Consider the following 17105-nt stretch of genomic DNA (forward strand, 5'->3'; position numbering starts at 1 on the left):
GTCATGTGGCAGGTGACAGGATCTGGCAACCCGCCCCGCCAAGCCGCTGACAGACCTGTTCGGCAGCCTCATGCGACAGGCCGGTCAGCCTTGCACGATAAACATGACCATGCGGCGATGCAATGCCTGCCACCTGGGTATGCACGCCGCTGGCCGAAACCTTGGCCCGCGCCACCCCCGCCGCATGCTCCGCCTGCCCGACCGACCCGTAGGCACCCACCTGCACCGACCAGTCATGGCGGGACGCCATGCTGATCACGCCTGGCCGCGTTCCGACGGTAGCCATGGGGGCACCACCACTTTCCTCCCGCGCGCTCCATGCCGCCCGCACGGCAGCGGCCTCGGGCGATGGCGCATCGGACGCGGTGCCCCCTGGTACGGAAGCCAGGAGCTGGGCCCCGCTGCTGCGCCCTGTCCTGCTATTCTGCACCGCCTGGGCGTGGGCAAGGGCGCGGGACTCGACAAGCAGGTCGGCCTGGGAGCGGTTGACCGGCGACGCCCCGGCAATCTTTGGCCCGATGGATGCCACGTAGGCCCGCGTTTCCCTGGGCAGGGTATGGTAGCGGTCAAGAAAATCATCCAGCCTTCCCGGCCCGCTGTTATAGGCGGCAAGGAAACCGGGAGAGCCGTAGATATCATACATCTCACGGATATAGGCGGTGCCAGCAAGAATGTTGTCATGCGGGTCGAATGCATCGGAACCAAGGCCGTAGCGCGAGCGCATGGTATCATACGTCGGTGGCATGAGTTGCATGAGGCCCATCGCACCCGGCAGCGATGTGATGAACTCCCCATTGCGATAGAGGTGCCCGCCCGACTCGCGCTGCATGACCTGCCGGATCCAGATATCAGGCACATCGAAACGCTGCGAGGCTTCGGTTATATACGGGCCCCAAGGGTCTTCCGGCGGGCCGGGCGGGGTATAACTGCTATGGGCACGGGCGCGGTAAGTATCCGCTTCCTTGATGATCTGCTCTTCGCTCATTTCACGGGGGCCACTACTGGCACACGCGGCCAGCATACCCACCAGCCCCAGCACCAGCCACCGCATGGCGCGCCTGTATGGGAGAGAATGCGAGGGCGTAGGTGCGCTGCCTTCGTTAGATACCGCTACTGCCTGGAGTGCCGCCATGTGGTGCCGTGATCCCGCTCTTGCCGCCCATGCTCCCATGACGGACGCGCCGGTCAAGGCCCGCCCGGCGGGACGGGCGGCGCACCATAACAGCCCGACCAGCGCTTGCGCAATCCTGTCCTGCGCCGGGCAGGACGGGCGGCGCCAGCGCTGGCGTGGCCGTCATTCCTCCACGTACGTGGCGGGATCACCGCCGATCCGGTTGTGCGGACTGTCCAGCGTGGCGAGGTCGCGCATGTCGTCCGCTGTCAGCTGGAAATCGAAACTGTGCAGGTTGGCCCGCATGCGCTCGGGATGCGCGCTTTTGGGAATGGGGATGGCGCCACGGTCGATGACCCAGCGCAGCAGCACCTGCGCGCCGGACTTGCCATGCCGGGCCGCCACGCGCTGCACCACCGGGTTTTCCATCAGCTTTCCATGTCCCAGCGGGCTCCACGCTTCGGTCAGAATGCCCAGTTTCCTGTGGGTTTCCAACAGCGCGCCCTGGGCAAAATCCGCATGCATTTCAATCTGATTGACCGCAGGCGTGACCCCGGTTTCATCCACAAGGCGCTGCAAGTGTTCGGGCAGGAAGTTGGAGACGCCGATCGAGCGTATCCGCCCCTCATCGCGCAGCCGCACCATTGCCTTCCAGCTCTCTACATACTGGTCCTTCATCGGCAGTGGCCAGTGGATCAGATACAGGTCAACATAGCTCATCTTCAGCCGTTCAAGGCTGCTCTCGAACGCGCGCAGCGTGCTGTCGAAACCCTGGTCGGCACCGCGCAGCTTGGTGGTAACGAAAATATCTTCCCGCCCCACGTCAAAGCTGACCAACCCGGTGCCCACACCGCTTTCATTGCCGTAGCGAGACGCCGTATCGAACAGGCGGTAGCCCGCCCTCAGCGCCTCACGCACAGCGGCCTCGGCCTGCGGGTTGTCCAGCGGATAGGTACCGAAGCCCATGGCGGGAATACGGTGTCCATCATTAAGGGTAAGGAGAGGAATGGTGGTCATGGTGGTTCCTTCGTCAGGCGCACCCGGCCAAAGGGGTGCCCCGTCGCACGGGCGGCGGGGTGGCAACCAGGCCGGGGCAGGACGTGCGTCGCCAGTGAACAGACTAACGATACGGGAGCAGTTTTGGTTTATGCCCAGTTTTCAGGACTGGGGTGCATGTGGTTCATTGTCACCATACAGAGAGGGACCCCATGACCGATCCATCCCCGCAAGCCACCGCTCACCCCACACTCCTGACCATCGACACCCATGTCGATATCCCGTGGCCCGACCGGGGCGACTTCGCCATCGGCGCGCCCTCGCGCCGGGTGGACCTGCCGCGCATGCGCGCAGGCGGCCTGGGGGCGGCCTGCCTTGTTGCCTATGTCGGGCAGGATGCGCGCGACGACGCGGGGCATTCGGCGGCCAGCACCCGGGCTCTGGCCATGCTGGACGTGATTGCCCGCACGGGCGAGAACGCGGGCGTGCAGGTATGCGATACGGCGGCGGCGGTGCGCGCGGCGCATGCGGCCGGTGACATCGCCATCATCCCCGCAGTGGAGAACGGCTATGCCATGGGGGAGGATCTTTCGCTCATTGCACGTTTCCGCGCCCTTGGCGCGCGTTACATGACCCTGACCCATAACGGGCACAACCAACTGGCCGACTCGGCACGGCCCATGCACCACCTCAACGATCCAGAAAGCCTGCATGGCGGCCTGTCCGCGCTGGGGCGGGATGCGGTGGCCGAGATGAACCGGCTGGGCATGCTGGTTGACGTATCGCACACCGCGCGCACCACGATGATGCAGGCGGTGGACCTGTCCCGCGCACCGGTCTTTGCCAGCCATTCCTGCGTGCGGGCGCTGTGTGATCACCCCCGCAACCTTGATGATGAGCAGCTTGATGCGCTCAGGGCCTGCGGCGGCGTGATCCACATTACCGCGATGGATGCCTTCCTCCGCCCCCGTGACGTGCGCGAGATGCGCCCGGTCACGGTGGCCGACTTCGTGGACCATATCGATTACGCGGTAAAACGAATCGGTATCGACCATGTCGGCATCTCCTCCGATTTCGATGGCGGCGGCGGCATACGCGGCTGGGCCGATGCATCGCAGTCGGGCAACCTTACCGCGGAACTGCGCAGCCGGGGCTATGACAACAGCCAGATCGCCGCACTGTGGGGGGAGAATTTCCTGCGCATACTGAAACAGGCGGAAGAGGTCGCCCGCACGATGGCGTGAACATGAAATGCCGCCCGCTCTGGATCAGTCGCGCCCAAACGGCTATATCCTGTGCCGAATTGACGAACACAGGATAAAAAATGACCACCAGCACCGACTACAAGGTCAAGGACATCTCCCTCGCTGAATGGGGCCGCAAGGAAATCTCCATCGCGGAAGGCGAAATGCCCGGTCTCATGGCGCTCCGTGAGGAATATGGCGCGTCCCAGCCGCTCAAGGGTGCGCGGATCGCGGGCTGCCTGCACATGACGATCCAGACCGCCGTCCTGATCGAGACGCTGACGGCGCTTGGCGCCACGGTCCGCTGGTCTTCGTGCAACATCTTCTCGACTCAGGACCAGGCGGCGGCCGCCATCGCGGCTACGGGCGTGCCGGTCTTTGCCTGGAAGGGCCTGACCGAGGACGAGTTCAACTGGTGCATCGAGCAGACCGTGCATGGCCCGGACGGCTGGACGCCGAACATGATCCTTGATGATGGTGGCGACCTGACCATCCTCATGCACGACAAGTATCCCGAACTGCTGGAAAACGTGCGCGGTCTGTCCGAAGAGACGACCACCGGCGTGCACCGCCTGTGGGAAATGCAGAAGAAGGGCACGCTGAAGGTCCCGGCCATCAACGTCAATGACAGCGTGACCAAGTCCAAATTCGACAACCTGTATGGCTGTCGTGAAAGCCTGGTGGACGCCATCCGCCGTGGCACGGACGTGATGATGGCGGGCAAGGTTGCCGTGGTTGCCGGTTATGGCGACGTGGGCAAGGGTTCGGCCGCATCGCTGCGCAATGCGGGCTGCCGCGTGCTGGTGACCGAAGTCGACCCCATCTGCGCGCTCCAGGCCGCGATGGAAGGCTACGAGGTCGTGACGATGGAAGAGGCCGCCCCGCGCGGCGATATCTTCGTGACCGCCACGGGCAACGTGGACATCATCACGCTCGACCACATGCGCGAGATGAAGCACCGTGCGATCGTATGCAATATCGGGCACTTCGATTCCGAAATCCAGATCGGTGCGCTGCGCAACTTCAAGTGGGACAATATCAAGCCGCAGGTTGATGAGGTCATCTTCCCCGATGGCAAGCGCCTGATCGTTCTGTCCGAAGGCCGCCTGGTGAACCTGGGCAACGCGACGGGCCACCCTTCCTTCGTCATGTCCGCCTCCTTCACCAACCAGACGCTGGCACAGATCGAACTGTGGGAAGCACCCGAAGGCAAGTACGAAAACAAGGTCTATACGCTGCCCAAGAAGCTGGATGAGAAGGTTGCCTTCCTGCATCTGGCCAAGGTTGGGGCCCACCTGTCCAAAATGACCAAGGAACAGGCTGATTATATTGACGTACCCGTCAACGGGCCGTTCAAGAATGACCTGTATCGTTACTAGGCGCCACGGGACACCCTAACGTGCCTGTGACGGAACTGGCCTTACGCCAGTTCCGCTTACGATGGAGAAAGAGACCATGAGCATCTTCGGTTCAATCCTATCCAAGATCTTCGGCAGCCATGCTGCTGCCGCCACCCCTGCAACCCCCGCCGCAGGTGCCCCCCCTGCCGCAGCAGCCGCGTCAGTCGCTACCCCGGCTCCTGCTGCGGCACCTGCTCAGCCGGTTGACGTGGAAGCCGTGCTGAGCGCGCTGGCCGCCAAATACCCCGCAAAGCTGAACTGGCGCACGTCCATCGTGGACCTGATGACGCTACTGGGCCTGGACAGCTCGCTTGCGGCGCGCAAGGAACTGGCAACGGAACTGCACTACACCGGCGACATGAACGATACCGCCCCCATGAACATCTGGCTGATCAAGCAGGTCATGGCAAAGCTGGCTGCCAATGGCGGCAAGGTCTCCCCCGACCTCATGAAATAATACCTGGCTGAAGTGCCAGAGGGGCGGACGTGTGGCAGGCTGCCACCGGCCGCCCGTTTCATCTGGGCCAGACACACGACCAGCCAGAGCCAAAAGTGCCCGGACGGCGGCACGATGAAGGGATATGCGATGGAAACCATCTCCGATTTCCCGATGGCGGATAACGCCGCCCCTTTACCTGCCGTGCTGGCTGCTCCCACATCCGTCTCCAACGGGCTGGTGTGGGCCATTGCCTGCCAGTCGGGCCAGCGTCCGCAACGCCTGAACGATGCGCAGATCGCCCATGCCCTGCAGGGCCTGCCCCCCGAAAATCCGGGATCGTGGGTCTGGCTGCATTACGATATCGTCCATACCGCCAGCCGTGCTCACATACAGGCCATACCCTGCCTGTCTGAGGAAGTGCGTCTGGCGCTGGGCAGCACGGATCGGGGCACGAATGTGGAAGCCGAGGGCGATATTGTCTATGGTGCCCTGCCCGGTTTTGACGATGCCATGTCAGAAGATGACAAGAACCTCTCTGCATGGCGCTTCGCAGTGCTGCCTACGTTGCTCATCACCACCCGCCGCCAGCCCGTACCGGCGCTGGGGGTTGTCTACCGCGCGCTGCAACGCATCGATTCCCTCGATTCCCCTGCCGAGGTGGTCGATCACACCCTGCTTGAGTTTGCCGATACCGTGCGACGCAACATCGGCATGCTCGATGACCAGCTTGACCGGGCCGAGGACTTGCTGCTGACACTGGACCAGCACACGGATTTCGGACGCATAAGCGGGCTGATCGGACGCGTGCGCCGCCGTTCGACCGAACTGCGCCGCGTGATTTCGCCCGTTGACCGCATTTTTCATAACGAAGACCTGGAACTGCCCGAATGGGCAGAGGACGACATACGCGACCGTTCCCAGCGCCAGATCCATGCGGCACTCGATGACCTTCTGGCCCTGCAGGACCGCGCACGCTCCTTGCAGGATGAACTGGCATCGGGCCAGGCGGAAGAAACCAACCGCCGCCTTTACACCGTTTCCATCGTGACCACGCTCATGCTGCCTGCAACTTTCGTAACCGGTTTTTTCGGCATGAACACGGGCGGCATGTTCCTGGCTGCGGGTAGCCTGGGCACAGTGGAAGCAGGCGGTATCTGCTTTATCTTCATGATGATTACATGGATGCTGCTCAAGGTCATGAAACTGCTGTGACACCCACAGTATCAATGTATCGTTTGGTTCCATACCCGGCAGCTACGTGAACCGGCAGGCAGGGCACACACCAGCATGATGGAAAGGGCAGCATGTCTTTTGTACTGAAACAGAGCCAGAAGCGCGACGTGCACTGGAAGGATGTGTTCCACAGGCTGATGCCGGAGATGGAATTCCACTTCCATCCTGAATGTGGTGACCCGGCTGATGTCGAGTACATCGCCATGTGGCGCCCGGAGCGGGACCTGTTTACACGGTTCCCCAATCTCAGGCTGGTCTTTTCACTCGGGGCCGGGGTGGATCAGTTTGACCTGTCCACCTTCCCCGATCATGTGGGACTGGTGAAGATGATCGAACCGGCACTGACTGCCGGCATGGTGGAATATGTGACGGCTTACGTGCTGGCCGCCCATCGTGACCTGCCCCTTTACCGCACGCAGCAGATGCAACACCTGTGGCGCCCCCATACCGAACGACGGGCCAGCACGACCACGGTCGGCATCATGGGCATGGGCACGCTGGGCATTCCGTGCGCCGGGGCTATCCGCGCACTGGGTTTCAATGTGCGCGGGTGGAGCAGGAGCCCCAAGGACGTTGAGGGCATTTCGATGTTCGCCGGGACCGGACAGCTTGATGACTTCCTTGCCACAACCGATATCCTCGTCTCGCTCCTGCCCCTGACCCCGCAGACACGCGGGATCTTCAACAACGCGCTGTTTGCACGGCTGCCTACGGGCGCGAGCCTGATCAATGCGGGCCGCGGGCCACAGGTTGTGGTGTCTGACCTGCTGGCGGCACTTGATGGCGGCCACCTGCGCTGGGCCATACTGGATGTGACCGACCCTGAACCCCTGACTGCGGACTCCCCGCTATGGGATCATCCGCGCGTGATCATCACGCCGCATATTGCCAGCAATAGCCACCCTGAAAGCAGTGCGGAAAGCGTTATAGACACGATCCGTGCCTTTCAGGCTGGCAAGACGCCCGCAGGCCTGGTCAATCGGCAAAAATGCTACTGAAGGAAGCATCACCTCTCCGCCCCGTATGCACAAACATCCGGGGCGGCCTGACAGCGGAAGGTATTCCGACCTGTGTAAGGCCATCAGGAAACCGGGCGGACAGCTTCCTGCATCATATTGCATGACCACAGCTTAGAGCGGGCTTTATTTTTGTAAATTTGTCCACATCAGCCATGATGGTACCGGCTTCAGGAGAAGACAGGGCCGCATGCAGCGCGGCTTCATTCTCGAAAATACATTCACATATTGCTACACTTCCCTGTGCGCCCGTACTGGTACCAAGGGAAGGAAAAAAAGCAGTGGCCGATTTCAGGCCCATAGGCTGCCAGAGTTCCATGACCAGTGGAATATGATGACCAACATAATAATCCCGGTCAAAGCTGGCTGTATGGTCTGCGGTATAGGTCACGTACATCGTCATCATTATCTCTGTCCCGCTGTAATAATGGCCAGATACATTTGCACTGCGGCCCGTAGCATGGCTGAAATATTGTTTATCAGAAAATATGAAAAATAAAAATAAAAATAATCGTTATTACTATATTATCTTCCAAAATCAATACATGTCATTTCAACAATACAATTGTTCCTATCCGAAAATCAGTATGAATATGTTCCCTGCAAGGCATGGCCTAATAGGTATAGCTCATCCGTGCGCCGTAAAACCGGGGCGGCCCGACAATACCGAAATCCGACGTGGTAAAGAAGTTTCGGGTCAGATCATATGTGCGGTTCAGCGCATTCTGGACATATCCGGTAACACTCCAGCGGCCATGCTCCGGGCGAAAAGTCAGCGAAGTATTCAGCAGGAAATAGGGTTTGATATTGAACAGCGGGCCAAGAAGAACTGCTGTTTCCTGACTACGGTATGAATAATCCGCTTCCGGTGTCAGCACATATTTCCCGGCTATATGAATATCATAGCTGGCCGATCCATTCAGGGTCAGTTTGGGAAAGCCCATGTCATGACCGGCCATGTTGGTGTAGACAGCGCGCCATGCGCCGCCTGTCTGCGCATGCTGGGCTTCTGTCGCGGTCAGGTTGGCGATCTGGAACTGGGTATACTGCCCTTGTTCGTAACCGAAGGTCTGGGAAAGATGCAGCCCGTGAATGGGTTCGGCCTGCGCCTCCAGTTCCACACCCCATATGGACGAACTCGGCGCGTTCACGATCTTGCCAATCGGGCCGAGCACAGAATCAACCACAGCACTCTGCACCTGCTGGTCATGATAATCATACTTGAAGGCCGCACCCGTCAGGTGGAAACGGTTATTGAACATGGCCGCCTTGAAACCGAGTTCATAAGCCAGAAGCCATTCAGGCTTGAAAGGTGCGATCTGAGAGGGCGATGTCAGGTTATAGGCCGAAAAGCCTCCTTCCTTTACCCCACGGCGAATATTGAAATATGTCAGGATATGGGGGGTAACATTATATTCCAGCCCCACCTTGCCACTGACCTGATCCATGCCGGTTGAACGGTCATAGCGTGTTGCCGGGCCCAAGGTGGAGCGCTGGGTATAGAAATTGTTCAGGTATTTCCACTCGTTTTCATGCCTTACCCCCAATATGACCCTGAAATTGTGAAAGGGGTGATAGGTCAACTGACCAAATTCGGAAAACGAGGTATCCGTCTGCCCGTAGCGGGTCGTGTTGATGAAACTATGGGTCGACATATAGTCGGTTACCATCTCATCCTGCATATTTGCATTGTAGAAGTATAACCCTGCCGCCCATGTAAACGGGCCACTTGTATGGGATGTCAGACGAAATTCCTGTGAAAAGACCGTCATGTTCGTATCAAAGTAGTTATCGGCTTCAGCCGACTGCGTTGCATCCCAGTCATTCATTTCATGGCGGTACATGGCCTCGAATGCGCTGATGGATGTAAAGCGCGCCCATGAGAAATCTTTCTTGACCGATATGTCTATACCCCAACTCTGGTTTTTGCGGAATGGCTTGGCATCGTTGGCAACACCGATCATTTTGGCGAACTGCGGCGATATGCCCCAACCAGTGGCATAATGGTTGGAATCAGCCGGCATGGTCACGCCCGCACCCAGTTCGGTGGTAAAGGGCTTGATCAGGTAACCAGGCGTTGCATCCGAATCATCAATTGACCAGTGCCCATTCAGCGATACGGTTGTGGTATCATCCACCGCCCAGTTCAGTTTGCCACGCACAGCACCGCGATTGGCGTTGCCAATGTGCTCGCCCGTGGTGCGATTGAACTCATAACCCCCGCCATGATTGGTCTCGGCCGACAGGCGAAACGTCACGGTCTTTGACAGCGGACCGGAGACATACAGATCCGTCTTGCTGCGGGCGTAATTGGCAATATCCTCCATAACGCCCGCGGACCATTTATGGGTAGGCTCGGCCGTCACGATATCAATATCGCCCCCCGTCGTGTTACGACCAGATGTCGCACCCGTGGGGCCGCGCTCGACCTCGACCTCGGAAACATCGAACATCACACCCTGTGTCATGATCCCGAAAGGATAGGCCACGCCATCCACATAGGTCATGACATCAGGCATGTTGTTGGACCCGTAATCGAAAAACCCCACGCCGCGCAGGTGAAACTGCGGCTGGCCACCACCAAAGGCGTTTTCCACCTGCAGGTTGGGCACAAGACGCTGCAGGTCATTGATGGTCGTCACCCCCGCCTGCGCCAGTGTTGCATGATCGAGGCGGGAGATGGCCACACCCGTATGCTCCAGCCTGGCCGCACTGCCCCGCGATCCATGAACAAGTATTTCTTCATGCTCCATCCCCTTTCCCGCGCCAACGGAATCTGGAACCGCCTTGACCAGAACACGATTTTTTTGCGGTGTCAGGGATGAGCTTTCAGCCGAGACCTGCCGGGCCGAAGCCTGCTTATCAAGTCCTGCAGCAGACAGGGCAAGGCCACATATCAGAAGCACAGAACGGTGCCGGAGTTGTATCTGTCGGGTCATTGTTACGCCATCCTATTGTTTCTGAATAGAAAATATGGATCCGTCAATCAACTTCACGTAGAAGGCGCCTGAGGCCACCGTGGCATGGACCCACGCAGGACTTCATAGGTGGTAGCCATTTTAAGGACCGTCAGATCAGCAAAACGTGGCGCAATGATTTGATGGCCGATGGGCATGCCAGTAGAGGAAAAACCGCAATTGATGGAAATGGCGGGTTGTTCGGATATGTTCCACGGCACGGTATAGACAATATGCGAGACTGTGTAGAATTTTGTGCGGTGCCATTTTTTCAGGCCATTGGGAAACGATCATCGAACATGATAGCGAGCTGGCATCTGACAGCGTACCATTCGCGCACTGAGCGCTTCCACTGTGCTGAGGTAGCATTGAGCGCCAGGTAAATCAATTTTGCTGCGGCCTCTTCACTGGGGAAATGGCCGCGGGTGCGCACGGCACGACGGATCTTTGAGTTCAGGGCCTCAATGGCATTTGTTGTGTAAATCAACCTGCGCACTTCTGGAGGATAATCGAGGAACGGAATGACCTCATTCCATGCCCTGCGCCAACTGGGCGCGATGGCCGGGTATTGTCTGCCCAGATCGCTTTCTTCGAACCCGCCGAGGGCTGCCTCGGCCTCTGTGGCGTCCACTGCTGTATAGATTGCCTTGAGAGCTGTGGCGATGGCCTTGCGGTCCTTGTAGCTGGCAAAGCTCATGGAATGACGCAGCAGATGAACGATACACGTCTGAATGCGGGTTCTGGGGAAGACCGCCTCAATGGCCTGCGGAAAGCCCTTCAGCCCGTCGACTACGGCGATCAGGATGTCCTGCACACCCCGATTGCGCAGGTCGCTGAGGACCTTGGCCCAGAATTTGGCCCCTTCATTCGCCTGGAACCACAGCCCCAGAACGTCCCGTGTGCCGTCAGGCAGGATCGCGAGCGCCACGAAGACAGCCTTGTTCGAGACAGTCCCATCACTGCGGATATTGACCCGGATCGCGTCCATGAAGACGATCGGGTAGCAGGGTTCCAGCGGACGGTTCTGCCAGGCGGCGACCTCCTCCATCACGGCGTCGGTAATCGCGGAAATGAGGCTCGGGGAGGCCTCAACGCCATAGATTTCTTCAATATGCCCCTGGATTTCGCGGGTTGTCAGACCTCGGGCATACATGCTGATGATCTTGCGGTCGAACTCGGGAAAGCGACGCTGATACTTTGCAATCAACATCGGATCAAACGTACCGTTCCGATCCCGGGGAATATCCAGAACAACCTTGCCGCTCTGTGTCGTCACGGTCTTCTGGCTATTGCCGTTTCTGCGGTTGGGCGGCTGATTATCCTCAGCAGAGGCGCCATCGGCGCGCTCCTCATCAAGATGAAGTGTCATCTCCGTGTTGAGCGCCCGCTCCGCCAGAGCCTTCGTCAATTCCGAGAGTATGCCGCTTTTGCCAAACAGGTCGCCCGGTGAACGACCTTCCATCAGACGGTCCAGAAGATCTTTATCAATGCTCATGCGGGGGCTCCTCTTCGAGCAGATTATCACCGCACCGCACAAAATTCAGGATAGTCCCCAATATGCTCGAATGACCGTTCCGGGTCGTTGGTCGGCCCCGCATTTTCGGCCGGGAAACTGATATTGGGCGTGATGGGAGACAGTACGGCATCAACGTCCCCAAACAGGGCGATACAAGCACGGCGCATGGCGAATGTTTTCCCCAGCCCGTCAAGCGCGCACTCCGTCGACATACCTGCCGCGTTCGGCTCATGCACGGATGAACGGCGGGACCTTCCCCAATTGGCTTTCGGACAGGTTGCGCAGTTCCGCCCAACTCCGGGTGGTCCAGTAATCATCGCAAGAGCATTCATCATCAGCGCAGCATCACCGACCGTCCGGGTCATGGGGTCGACACAGCGGCCTGTGTAATAGGGATCAACAGGAATGCGGCCCAGGCTGAGCTTGAAACCCAGCGACCCATACCCGACCGCCGCGCCAGCACTTGATCCGTCAGGGTTGCACGACAGCTCCCACGGGTTGCGGGCCAGGGTATGAAATGTCGAAAACCCCGATGACAGCATGTCAAGATCAGGCGCAGTCGTCTTAACAAAGATAATGACACCAATCTCCTTCAGCCTGGCGGCAACCGGCGCATCGGCGCGGGCCGGGATGAGAGTGCTGTCCAGACTGCCCTGGGGTATGGGATGATCTTGTGTCGCGATCAGTTCCTTTAGCGTTACAGGCACATCATCAAGGATACCGCATGGCATTCCGGCCTGCCACCGCGCCTCGGACAGAGCAGCGGCTTCCAGCAGGGCCTGAGGGTCATAGGCGTAAAGGGCACCCAGTGCCGGTTCCCAGCGTTCAATATGCGCAACGAGGGAGCGGGCATATTCCAATGGCGACAGGCTTGTGTCAGCAAACCGGTCGATCATCTGGCGCGCGGTCATGTCAAGCATTCCGATCTCCCGACCTGGCTGGTCAACCCTGATGGTGCGCCTTAGTGAGCCACCCTTCATATTGCGATACAGGCACCATGATATTTTAGATTCGGTATCGTAACATACATCGTTTTTGTGTGCAGAATGCTGCGATATATGATGCATGAACAGGGACACATTATTATTGTCATAACAGAAAACAAAGAATAGTTTCAGGTCTATGCCAACTGATATTTAACTTTATGAAATTGAAATTCTTCCTGATATTCATCCGCTGGCCGCGGGAAAGGGTCTGGCCATGCAGATGCCCCCCTACGTCATACCCTGCAAAAGCCATGCATGGACCAGACCGCTGGCCCGGCGCACGCGTTCATTTCAACTGTATTGTAAAATGCCGTCTATCATGGATTTTTATTATACCCTACGCTCCATAAAAGTAGCGTGAGCATGATCATGCCCCGGTTCCACCTGCATCAGCATCCTGCAGGTCCATACTCGTTTCAGACCCGATATTCAGGCTCGCTACGGTCAAGAATACGGCAGATGCTCTCAAGGTGGAGCTGCGCACTCTGCGCGTCGCCCTCTCGCATCTGGCGGGCGGTCTCGCTTGCAATTTGTGGAGAAACGGCAACAAGTGGCCGTCCGGTGCTCATGGCTTTTACCTGTACTTCGGCCGCTCTCTCCAGATAATACAGGTCGTCCCATGCCTCGGCTATGGTGGGGGCACAGACCATGACACCATGGTTCTTCATGAACAGGATATCACATGTGCCCAACGCTGCGGCAATCCGGTCGCCTTCACGGGTATCCAGCGCTAGGCCATTATAGGCTTCATCTACGGCAATCCTGCCATAAAATTTCAGGGCTGTCTGGCCTGCCCAGACAAAGGGCGGGCCTGCAGTCATGCCCAGTGCGGTGGCATTGGGCATATGTGTATGAAAGGCCGCTCCAATACGCGGACAGTGTTTGTGCAAACAGGCATGGATAAAAAAAGCAGTGGCTTCCGGCACACCATCGCCTGCAATAACCTGACCCTCCATGGTACAGATCAGCAGGCTGGAAGCCGTTGCTTCAGAAAATGCCCACCCCAGTCGGTTGACAAGGAACAGGTCGGGATGACCCGGCACCACAGCCGAAAAATGGTTGCAGATCCCTTCCTCCAGCCCAAGGCGGCTCGCCATTCTCAGGCAGGCGGCCAGTTCGGTGCGTGCACACCATATTGCACTGGTATCAAGGTTCCTGTTCCCTGTCGCAACAATACGCTGCATAGGCGACAGGCTCAGTTCATGCGCCATCGGGTCTCCTTATTCGGGGTTTTCTGTATTCCTGTCCTGACAGACTGTCGGATTGGGATTTTTTATGTAACAACATTGCTTGAATTATGAAAATACTAGAATTTCCGATACAAAGAACAGAAATATATTTTTATAAGTTATGAATAATATCCCTTTCCATATCCCAATTCGACAGCCTGCCAGAGCAAACCCTGTTTAAATTCATGCCTTTAAACAGGTAAAATTACTTGTAAAAACAATTAATTATAGACTCTTCACCGAACCAGTATTCAGGGGGGGAATGCCCTAGACATGAACAGCAGGGCACCTGCCCTGCCAGAAATTTCCCTCCATGGCGCGCTCGATCTGTGCCGCAAGTTGCAGCAATGTACCATCATTTGCCTGCCGGGTCTGGAAATGCATGCCCAACGGCACCCCAGATGACTGCCATGCCAGCGGCAATGAGATGCCGGGGGTACCCGTCAGACTGGCCAGCGGGGTGTAGGAAAAGATCTCCCATAGCTCATAGAACCAGTTCAGCACATCGGGGTTGTCACTCAGTGTAAGGTATTTTTTATGGCCAAGGCGGGGCGTGGGTTTGGCAAAGGTGGGTGTCAGGATGATGTCCCAGTTTTCGTAAAACTGGCCCAGTGTACGCGATACCCTGTTAAAGACATCCTGCATCTTCCACCGCTCGCTGTAGGACATATCTATGCCCTTTTCCCATATCCTGATGTTTATGGGTTCGACTTCATCGTCCGATGGCCGGATCAGTCCCCTTTTGTCCAACATGTTCTGTATGAACTGGGCAAAGTTTCCAATATAACAGGTGGTCTGGGCAGAAAATGCCTCTTCAAAATCAATATCGGGCTGCACCCACTCAACCTGGTGCCCCAGTTCCTTCAGAAAGCCCGCCACCCTTTCCAATTCGGTAACAAAATGCGGGTCTGCCTGATATTGACCCCAATGATGCGAAACCGCGATACGCAGCGGTCGCGGGTCTTTTGTAATCAGGCTGGTATAGGATGCGTCACTTTTCCAGTAAGGCATGAACTCACCCGGTGCCCCGCCACGGCAACTGTCGATGAAAAGCGCTGTATCACGCACGGTACGGCTTACACAGCCCTGCGTGGAAACATAACCCGTAATATCGGACATGGTCGGTGCTATGGAAAAGACGCCCCGCGAACATTTGATCCCGACCAATCCCTGCGCACCTGCGGGAATGCGGATTGATCCGCCGCCATCGGTTGCATGGGCAAGGGGCACGATACCGGATGCAACGGACACTGCGGCGCCAGCGGAAGAACCGAATGTTGTATAGTCCGGGTTCCATGGATTGCGGACAACATAGATATCTGGATTTTCCACCGAACCACAGACCCCGAATTCCGGCACGGCCGAACGCCCGATGATGTTCAACCCCGCCTGGCGGATCCGGGATGTAAGGAACGCATCCCGCGTGGGTCTGTTGTTTTTGAGGAATCGCGAACCCTGTTCCTGCAACCGGCCTTTCAGCGTTGGGCCAAGATCCTTGATCAGGAAAGGAACACCACGAAAAGCGCCATCAAGGCATGTTCCATCCGTTTCAGGCCTGGCCACCGCATCCTCGAACACTTCAATGACACCGCCCACCTGGGGGACGATCCGCATGCTGGCCTGACAGGCCTGCCGCGCCAGTTCGGCAGGCGTGCACGCGCCCTGTGCAATGCGTTCCGCCAACCGGGTTGCATCACTGGCAAACCACTCATCCCAGTTCATTGGCATTGTCATCATCGATATCCAGTTTTCTCTATATTATCAGTAAAAATAACCAAAAACGTATTTTCTGCCAACCAAACAGGGCAAGCTCCCGCCGTATTGAGCGGTGTCATCTCATGTCTCTACGGATCCATGACCCTTTCCTTGCCAAGGTTTCCATGACCTGCCGCATGGTAGAAACAGCAGACGTAACGCAGTGCAGGCCGACTTTCGGGCGGCCATAAGCCACCATGGTATTTTCATGAAAAACATATTGCGGTAAAACAACAATTATGATGACACTACGCTACGGTTTTCGATCCACAGCGCTGAGAAACATCAATGCACATGAGAGCTTTCGATTACCTGCGCGTCATTGCTGAAATCGGATCCTTACGTGGTGCAGCACAGAAAATCGGTATCACTGCCACAGCCCTGAGCCGACAGATCGAACACCTTGAATATTATTTCCGGGTCAAGCTGCTTGAACGTGACCAGCGCGGCATACGCCTTACACCAGCAGGCAACATCGTGGTGGAAACGGCGGAGAAAGTCCTGCATGAACTGGACAATACCCAGAAGCGGGTGGATGATCTCAAAGGCCTCAGAAGCGGACTTGTAAACATCCGTGTTTCGTCCAGCACATTGACCACCATGATGGCCCCCGCGCTTCTATCCCTTAATGATGAATATCCCGGTCTTCGTTTTCTGGTAGAAGTCTCATCCGCACCCTTGGTGGGCGAAGCCCTTGTTGCAGGCAAGGCAGATCTGGGACTGACCATCTTTGCCCCTGACCTGTCTGAACTGACCCTGTGCAAACGCCTGCCTGTTGTTCATTCGGCCATCATGGCCCCGAGCCACCCTCTCAGTAAGAATACCATGATTTCGCTGCATGACCTGACGCATCATACATTGTCCATCCCTGACAGTGCTTATTTTGTCCGGCGTGCCTTTGACCGTGCTGTGAAATCAAATGGCATCTCACTTGATCCTGTATTCATAACAGGTGCGTTTGAACTACAGATCGAACTGGCCCTGTGTGGACGGGCCATTCTTTTCCTGCCTGAGTTCTCCTGCCACAATTACATCATGAACGGGCAGTTATGCGCCGTACCGCTAACGCACGACCTGCAGGTCCCCACCTCGCTCGACCTGCTCAAGGCATCGCATAAATCCCTGTCCACCGCCGCACGGATTGTCAGTACCAGAATTGGCGAAATCATGACAAGAATGGGCAATAACCAGATCGTATCAACCCGCGCCCTATCTTTATAAGG

At 57.4% G+C, this 17105-nt stretch carries 16 protein-coding genes; 6 read left to right on the forward strand and 10 right to left on the reverse strand.

All coding sequences use genetic code 11. From position 1 onward, the window contains the following. Position 1: 1 nt before the first annotated feature. The 3 genes from GLX_RS07615 to GLX_RS07620 are packed head-to-tail and all read right to left on the reverse strand — an operon-like array spanning position 2 to position 2128. Positions 2–1132 carry a lytic transglycosylase domain-containing protein gene (locus GLX_RS07615; RefSeq protein ID WP_041247266.1) on the reverse strand — a complete coding sequence of 377 codons (1131 nt, stop codon included), beginning with the start codon at positions 1130–1132 and terminating at the stop codon, positions 2–4. Beyond that, entirely contained in the window at positions 1101–1298 is a 198-nt protein-coding gene (locus GLX_RS18050; RefSeq protein ID WP_148268555.1) for a hypothetical protein, read from the reverse strand. The genes GLX_RS07615 and GLX_RS18050 overlap by 32 nt, the downstream gene beginning before the upstream one ends. Continuing rightward, positions 1295–2128 (reverse strand): aldo/keto reductase, encoded by an 834-nt coding sequence (locus tag GLX_RS07620; protein ID WP_014105404.1) that lies wholly within the window; start codon positions 2126–2128, stop codon positions 1295–1297. Before GLX_RS07620 ends, GLX_RS18050 begins: the two co-directional genes overlap by 4 nt. A gap of 191 nt (positions 2129–2319) precedes the next feature. Here GLX_RS07620 and GLX_RS07625 point away from each other — a divergent pair, with 191 nt between their 5' ends. The 5 genes from GLX_RS07625 (at position 2320) to GLX_RS07645 (ending at position 7421) form a co-directional block, all read left to right on the forward strand. Beyond that, a complete protein-coding gene (locus GLX_RS07625; RefSeq protein ID WP_014105405.1) occupies positions 2320–3351 on the forward strand; it encodes a dipeptidase in 1032 nt (343 codons plus the stop codon). 80 nt (positions 3352–3431) lie between these two features. Beyond that, positions 3432–4730, forward strand: a complete 1299-nt coding sequence (gene ahcY / locus GLX_RS07630) for an adenosylhomocysteinase (RefSeq protein ID WP_014105406.1) — start codon at positions 3432–3434, stop codon at positions 4728–4730. A gap of 76 nt (positions 4731–4806) precedes the next feature. After that, entirely contained in the window at positions 4807–5208 is a 402-nt protein-coding gene (locus tag GLX_RS07635) for a DUF3597 domain-containing protein (protein WP_041247708.1), read from the forward strand. A 129-nt stretch (positions 5209–5337) separates the two neighbouring features. Further along, positions 5338–6402 (forward strand): CorA family divalent cation transporter, encoded by a 1065-nt coding sequence (locus GLX_RS07640; protein WP_041247709.1) that lies wholly within the window; start codon positions 5338–5340, stop codon positions 6400–6402. 92 nt (positions 6403–6494) lie between these two features. Further along, complete coding sequence (locus GLX_RS07645) at positions 6495–7421, forward strand: 2-hydroxyacid dehydrogenase (protein WP_014105409.1); 927 nt, start codon at positions 6495–6497, stop codon at positions 7419–7421. Between the two features lie 112 nt (positions 7422–7533). Here the strand turns inward: GLX_RS07645 and GLX_RS07650 are convergent, their stop codons facing one another. From GLX_RS07650 to GLX_RS07675, 7 genes are all read right to left on the reverse strand, one after another. Then, a complete protein-coding gene (locus tag GLX_RS07650) occupies positions 7534–7845 on the reverse strand; it encodes an EthD family reductase (RefSeq protein WP_014105410.1) in 312 nt (103 codons plus the stop codon). Positions 7846–8053: 208 nt separating this feature from the next. Further along, positions 8054–10378: a TonB-dependent receptor gene (locus GLX_RS07655; RefSeq protein ID WP_014105411.1), complete on the reverse strand. Its 2325-nt coding sequence runs from the start codon at positions 10376–10378 to the stop codon at positions 8054–8056. Positions 10379–10431: 53 nt separating this feature from the next. Then, the gene (locus GLX_RS17140; RefSeq protein WP_148268654.1) at positions 10432–10671 is read right to left on the reverse strand and encodes an amidase family protein; all 240 of its coding nucleotides are present in this window, start codon (positions 10669–10671) and stop codon (positions 10432–10434) included. After that, entirely contained in the window at positions 10668–11891 is a 1224-nt protein-coding gene (locus GLX_RS07660) for an IS256 family transposase (RefSeq protein WP_014104109.1), read from the reverse strand. Before GLX_RS07660 ends, GLX_RS17140 begins: the two co-directional genes overlap by 4 nt. 26 nt (positions 11892–11917) lie before the next feature. After that, positions 11918–12832, reverse strand: coding sequence for an amidase family protein (locus tag GLX_RS07665; protein ID WP_050856100.1), 915 nt, complete (start codon positions 12830–12832; stop codon positions 11918–11920). Positions 12833–13314: 482 nt separating this feature from the next. Next, positions 13315–14109 (reverse strand): aldolase, encoded by a 795-nt coding sequence (locus GLX_RS07670; protein WP_014105414.1) that lies wholly within the window; start codon positions 14107–14109, stop codon positions 13315–13317. 285 nt (positions 14110–14394) lie between these two features. Beyond that, positions 14395–15864 (reverse strand): amidase, encoded by a 1470-nt coding sequence (locus GLX_RS07675; protein ID WP_231850299.1) that lies wholly within the window; start codon positions 15862–15864, stop codon positions 14395–14397. Positions 15865–16176: 312 nt separating this feature from the next. Between GLX_RS07675 and GLX_RS07680 the strand changes: the two genes are divergently transcribed. Further along, positions 16177–17103: a LysR family transcriptional regulator gene (locus GLX_RS07680; RefSeq protein WP_050856101.1), complete on the forward strand. Its 927-nt coding sequence runs from the start codon at positions 16177–16179 to the stop codon at positions 17101–17103. Positions 17104–17105: the final 2 nt, after the last annotated feature.

The sequence above is a fragment of the Komagataeibacter medellinensis NBRC 3288 genome, assembly GCF_000182745.2.
GTDB lineage: Bacteria > Pseudomonadota > Alphaproteobacteria > Acetobacterales > Acetobacteraceae > Komagataeibacter > Komagataeibacter medellinensis.

What these genes read in the sequence shown, in the direction of transcription:
- GLX_RS07670 (WP_014105414.1), bottom strand. Translation starts at nt 14,109, where the DNA reads ATGGCGCATGAACTGAGCCTGTCGCCTATGCAGCGTATTGTTGCGACA.
- GLX_RS07620 (WP_014105404.1), bottom strand. Translation starts at nt 2,128, where the DNA reads ATGACCACCATTCCTCTCCTTACCCTTAATGATGGACACCGTATTCCC.
- GLX_RS07615 (WP_041247266.1), bottom strand. Translation starts at nt 1,132, where the DNA reads ATGGCGGCACTCCAGGCAGTAGCGGTATCTAACGAAGGCAGCGCACCT.
- GLX_RS07655 (WP_014105411.1), bottom strand. Translation starts at nt 10,378, where the DNA reads ATGACCCGACAGATACAACTCCGGCACCGTTCTGTGCTTCTGATATGT.
- GLX_RS07675 (WP_231850299.1), bottom strand. Translation starts at nt 15,864, where the DNA reads ATGATGACAATGCCAATGAACTGGGATGAGTGGTTTGCCAGTGATGCA.
- GLX_RS07665 (WP_050856100.1), bottom strand. Translation starts at nt 12,832, where the DNA reads ATGCTTGACATGACCGCGCGCCAGATGATCGACCGGTTTGCTGACACA.
- GLX_RS07680 (WP_050856101.1), top strand. Translation starts at nt 16,177, where the DNA reads ATGAGAGCTTTCGATTACCTGCGCGTCATTGCTGAAATCGGATCCTTA.
- GLX_RS07660 (WP_014104109.1), bottom strand. Translation starts at nt 11,891, where the DNA reads ATGAGCATTGATAAAGATCTTCTGGACCGTCTGATGGAAGGTCGTTCA.
- GLX_RS07645 (WP_014105409.1), top strand. Translation starts at nt 6,495, where the DNA reads ATGTCTTTTGTACTGAAACAGAGCCAGAAGCGCGACGTGCACTGGAAG.
- GLX_RS18050 (WP_148268555.1), bottom strand. Translation starts at nt 1,298, where the DNA reads ATGACGGCCACGCCAGCGCTGGCGCCGCCCGTCCTGCCCGGCGCAGGA.
- GLX_RS07640 (WP_041247709.1), top strand. Translation starts at nt 5,338, where the DNA reads ATGGAAACCATCTCCGATTTCCCGATGGCGGATAACGCCGCCCCTTTA.
- GLX_RS07625 (WP_014105405.1), top strand. Translation starts at nt 2,320, where the DNA reads ATGACCGATCCATCCCCGCAAGCCACCGCTCACCCCACACTCCTGACC.
- GLX_RS07650 (WP_014105410.1), bottom strand. Translation starts at nt 7,845, where the DNA reads ATGATGACGATGTACGTGACCTATACCGCAGACCATACAGCCAGCTTT.
- GLX_RS07635 (WP_041247708.1), top strand. Translation starts at nt 4,807, where the DNA reads ATGAGCATCTTCGGTTCAATCCTATCCAAGATCTTCGGCAGCCATGCT.
- ahcY (WP_014105406.1), top strand. Translation starts at nt 3,432, where the DNA reads ATGACCACCAGCACCGACTACAAGGTCAAGGACATCTCCCTCGCTGAA.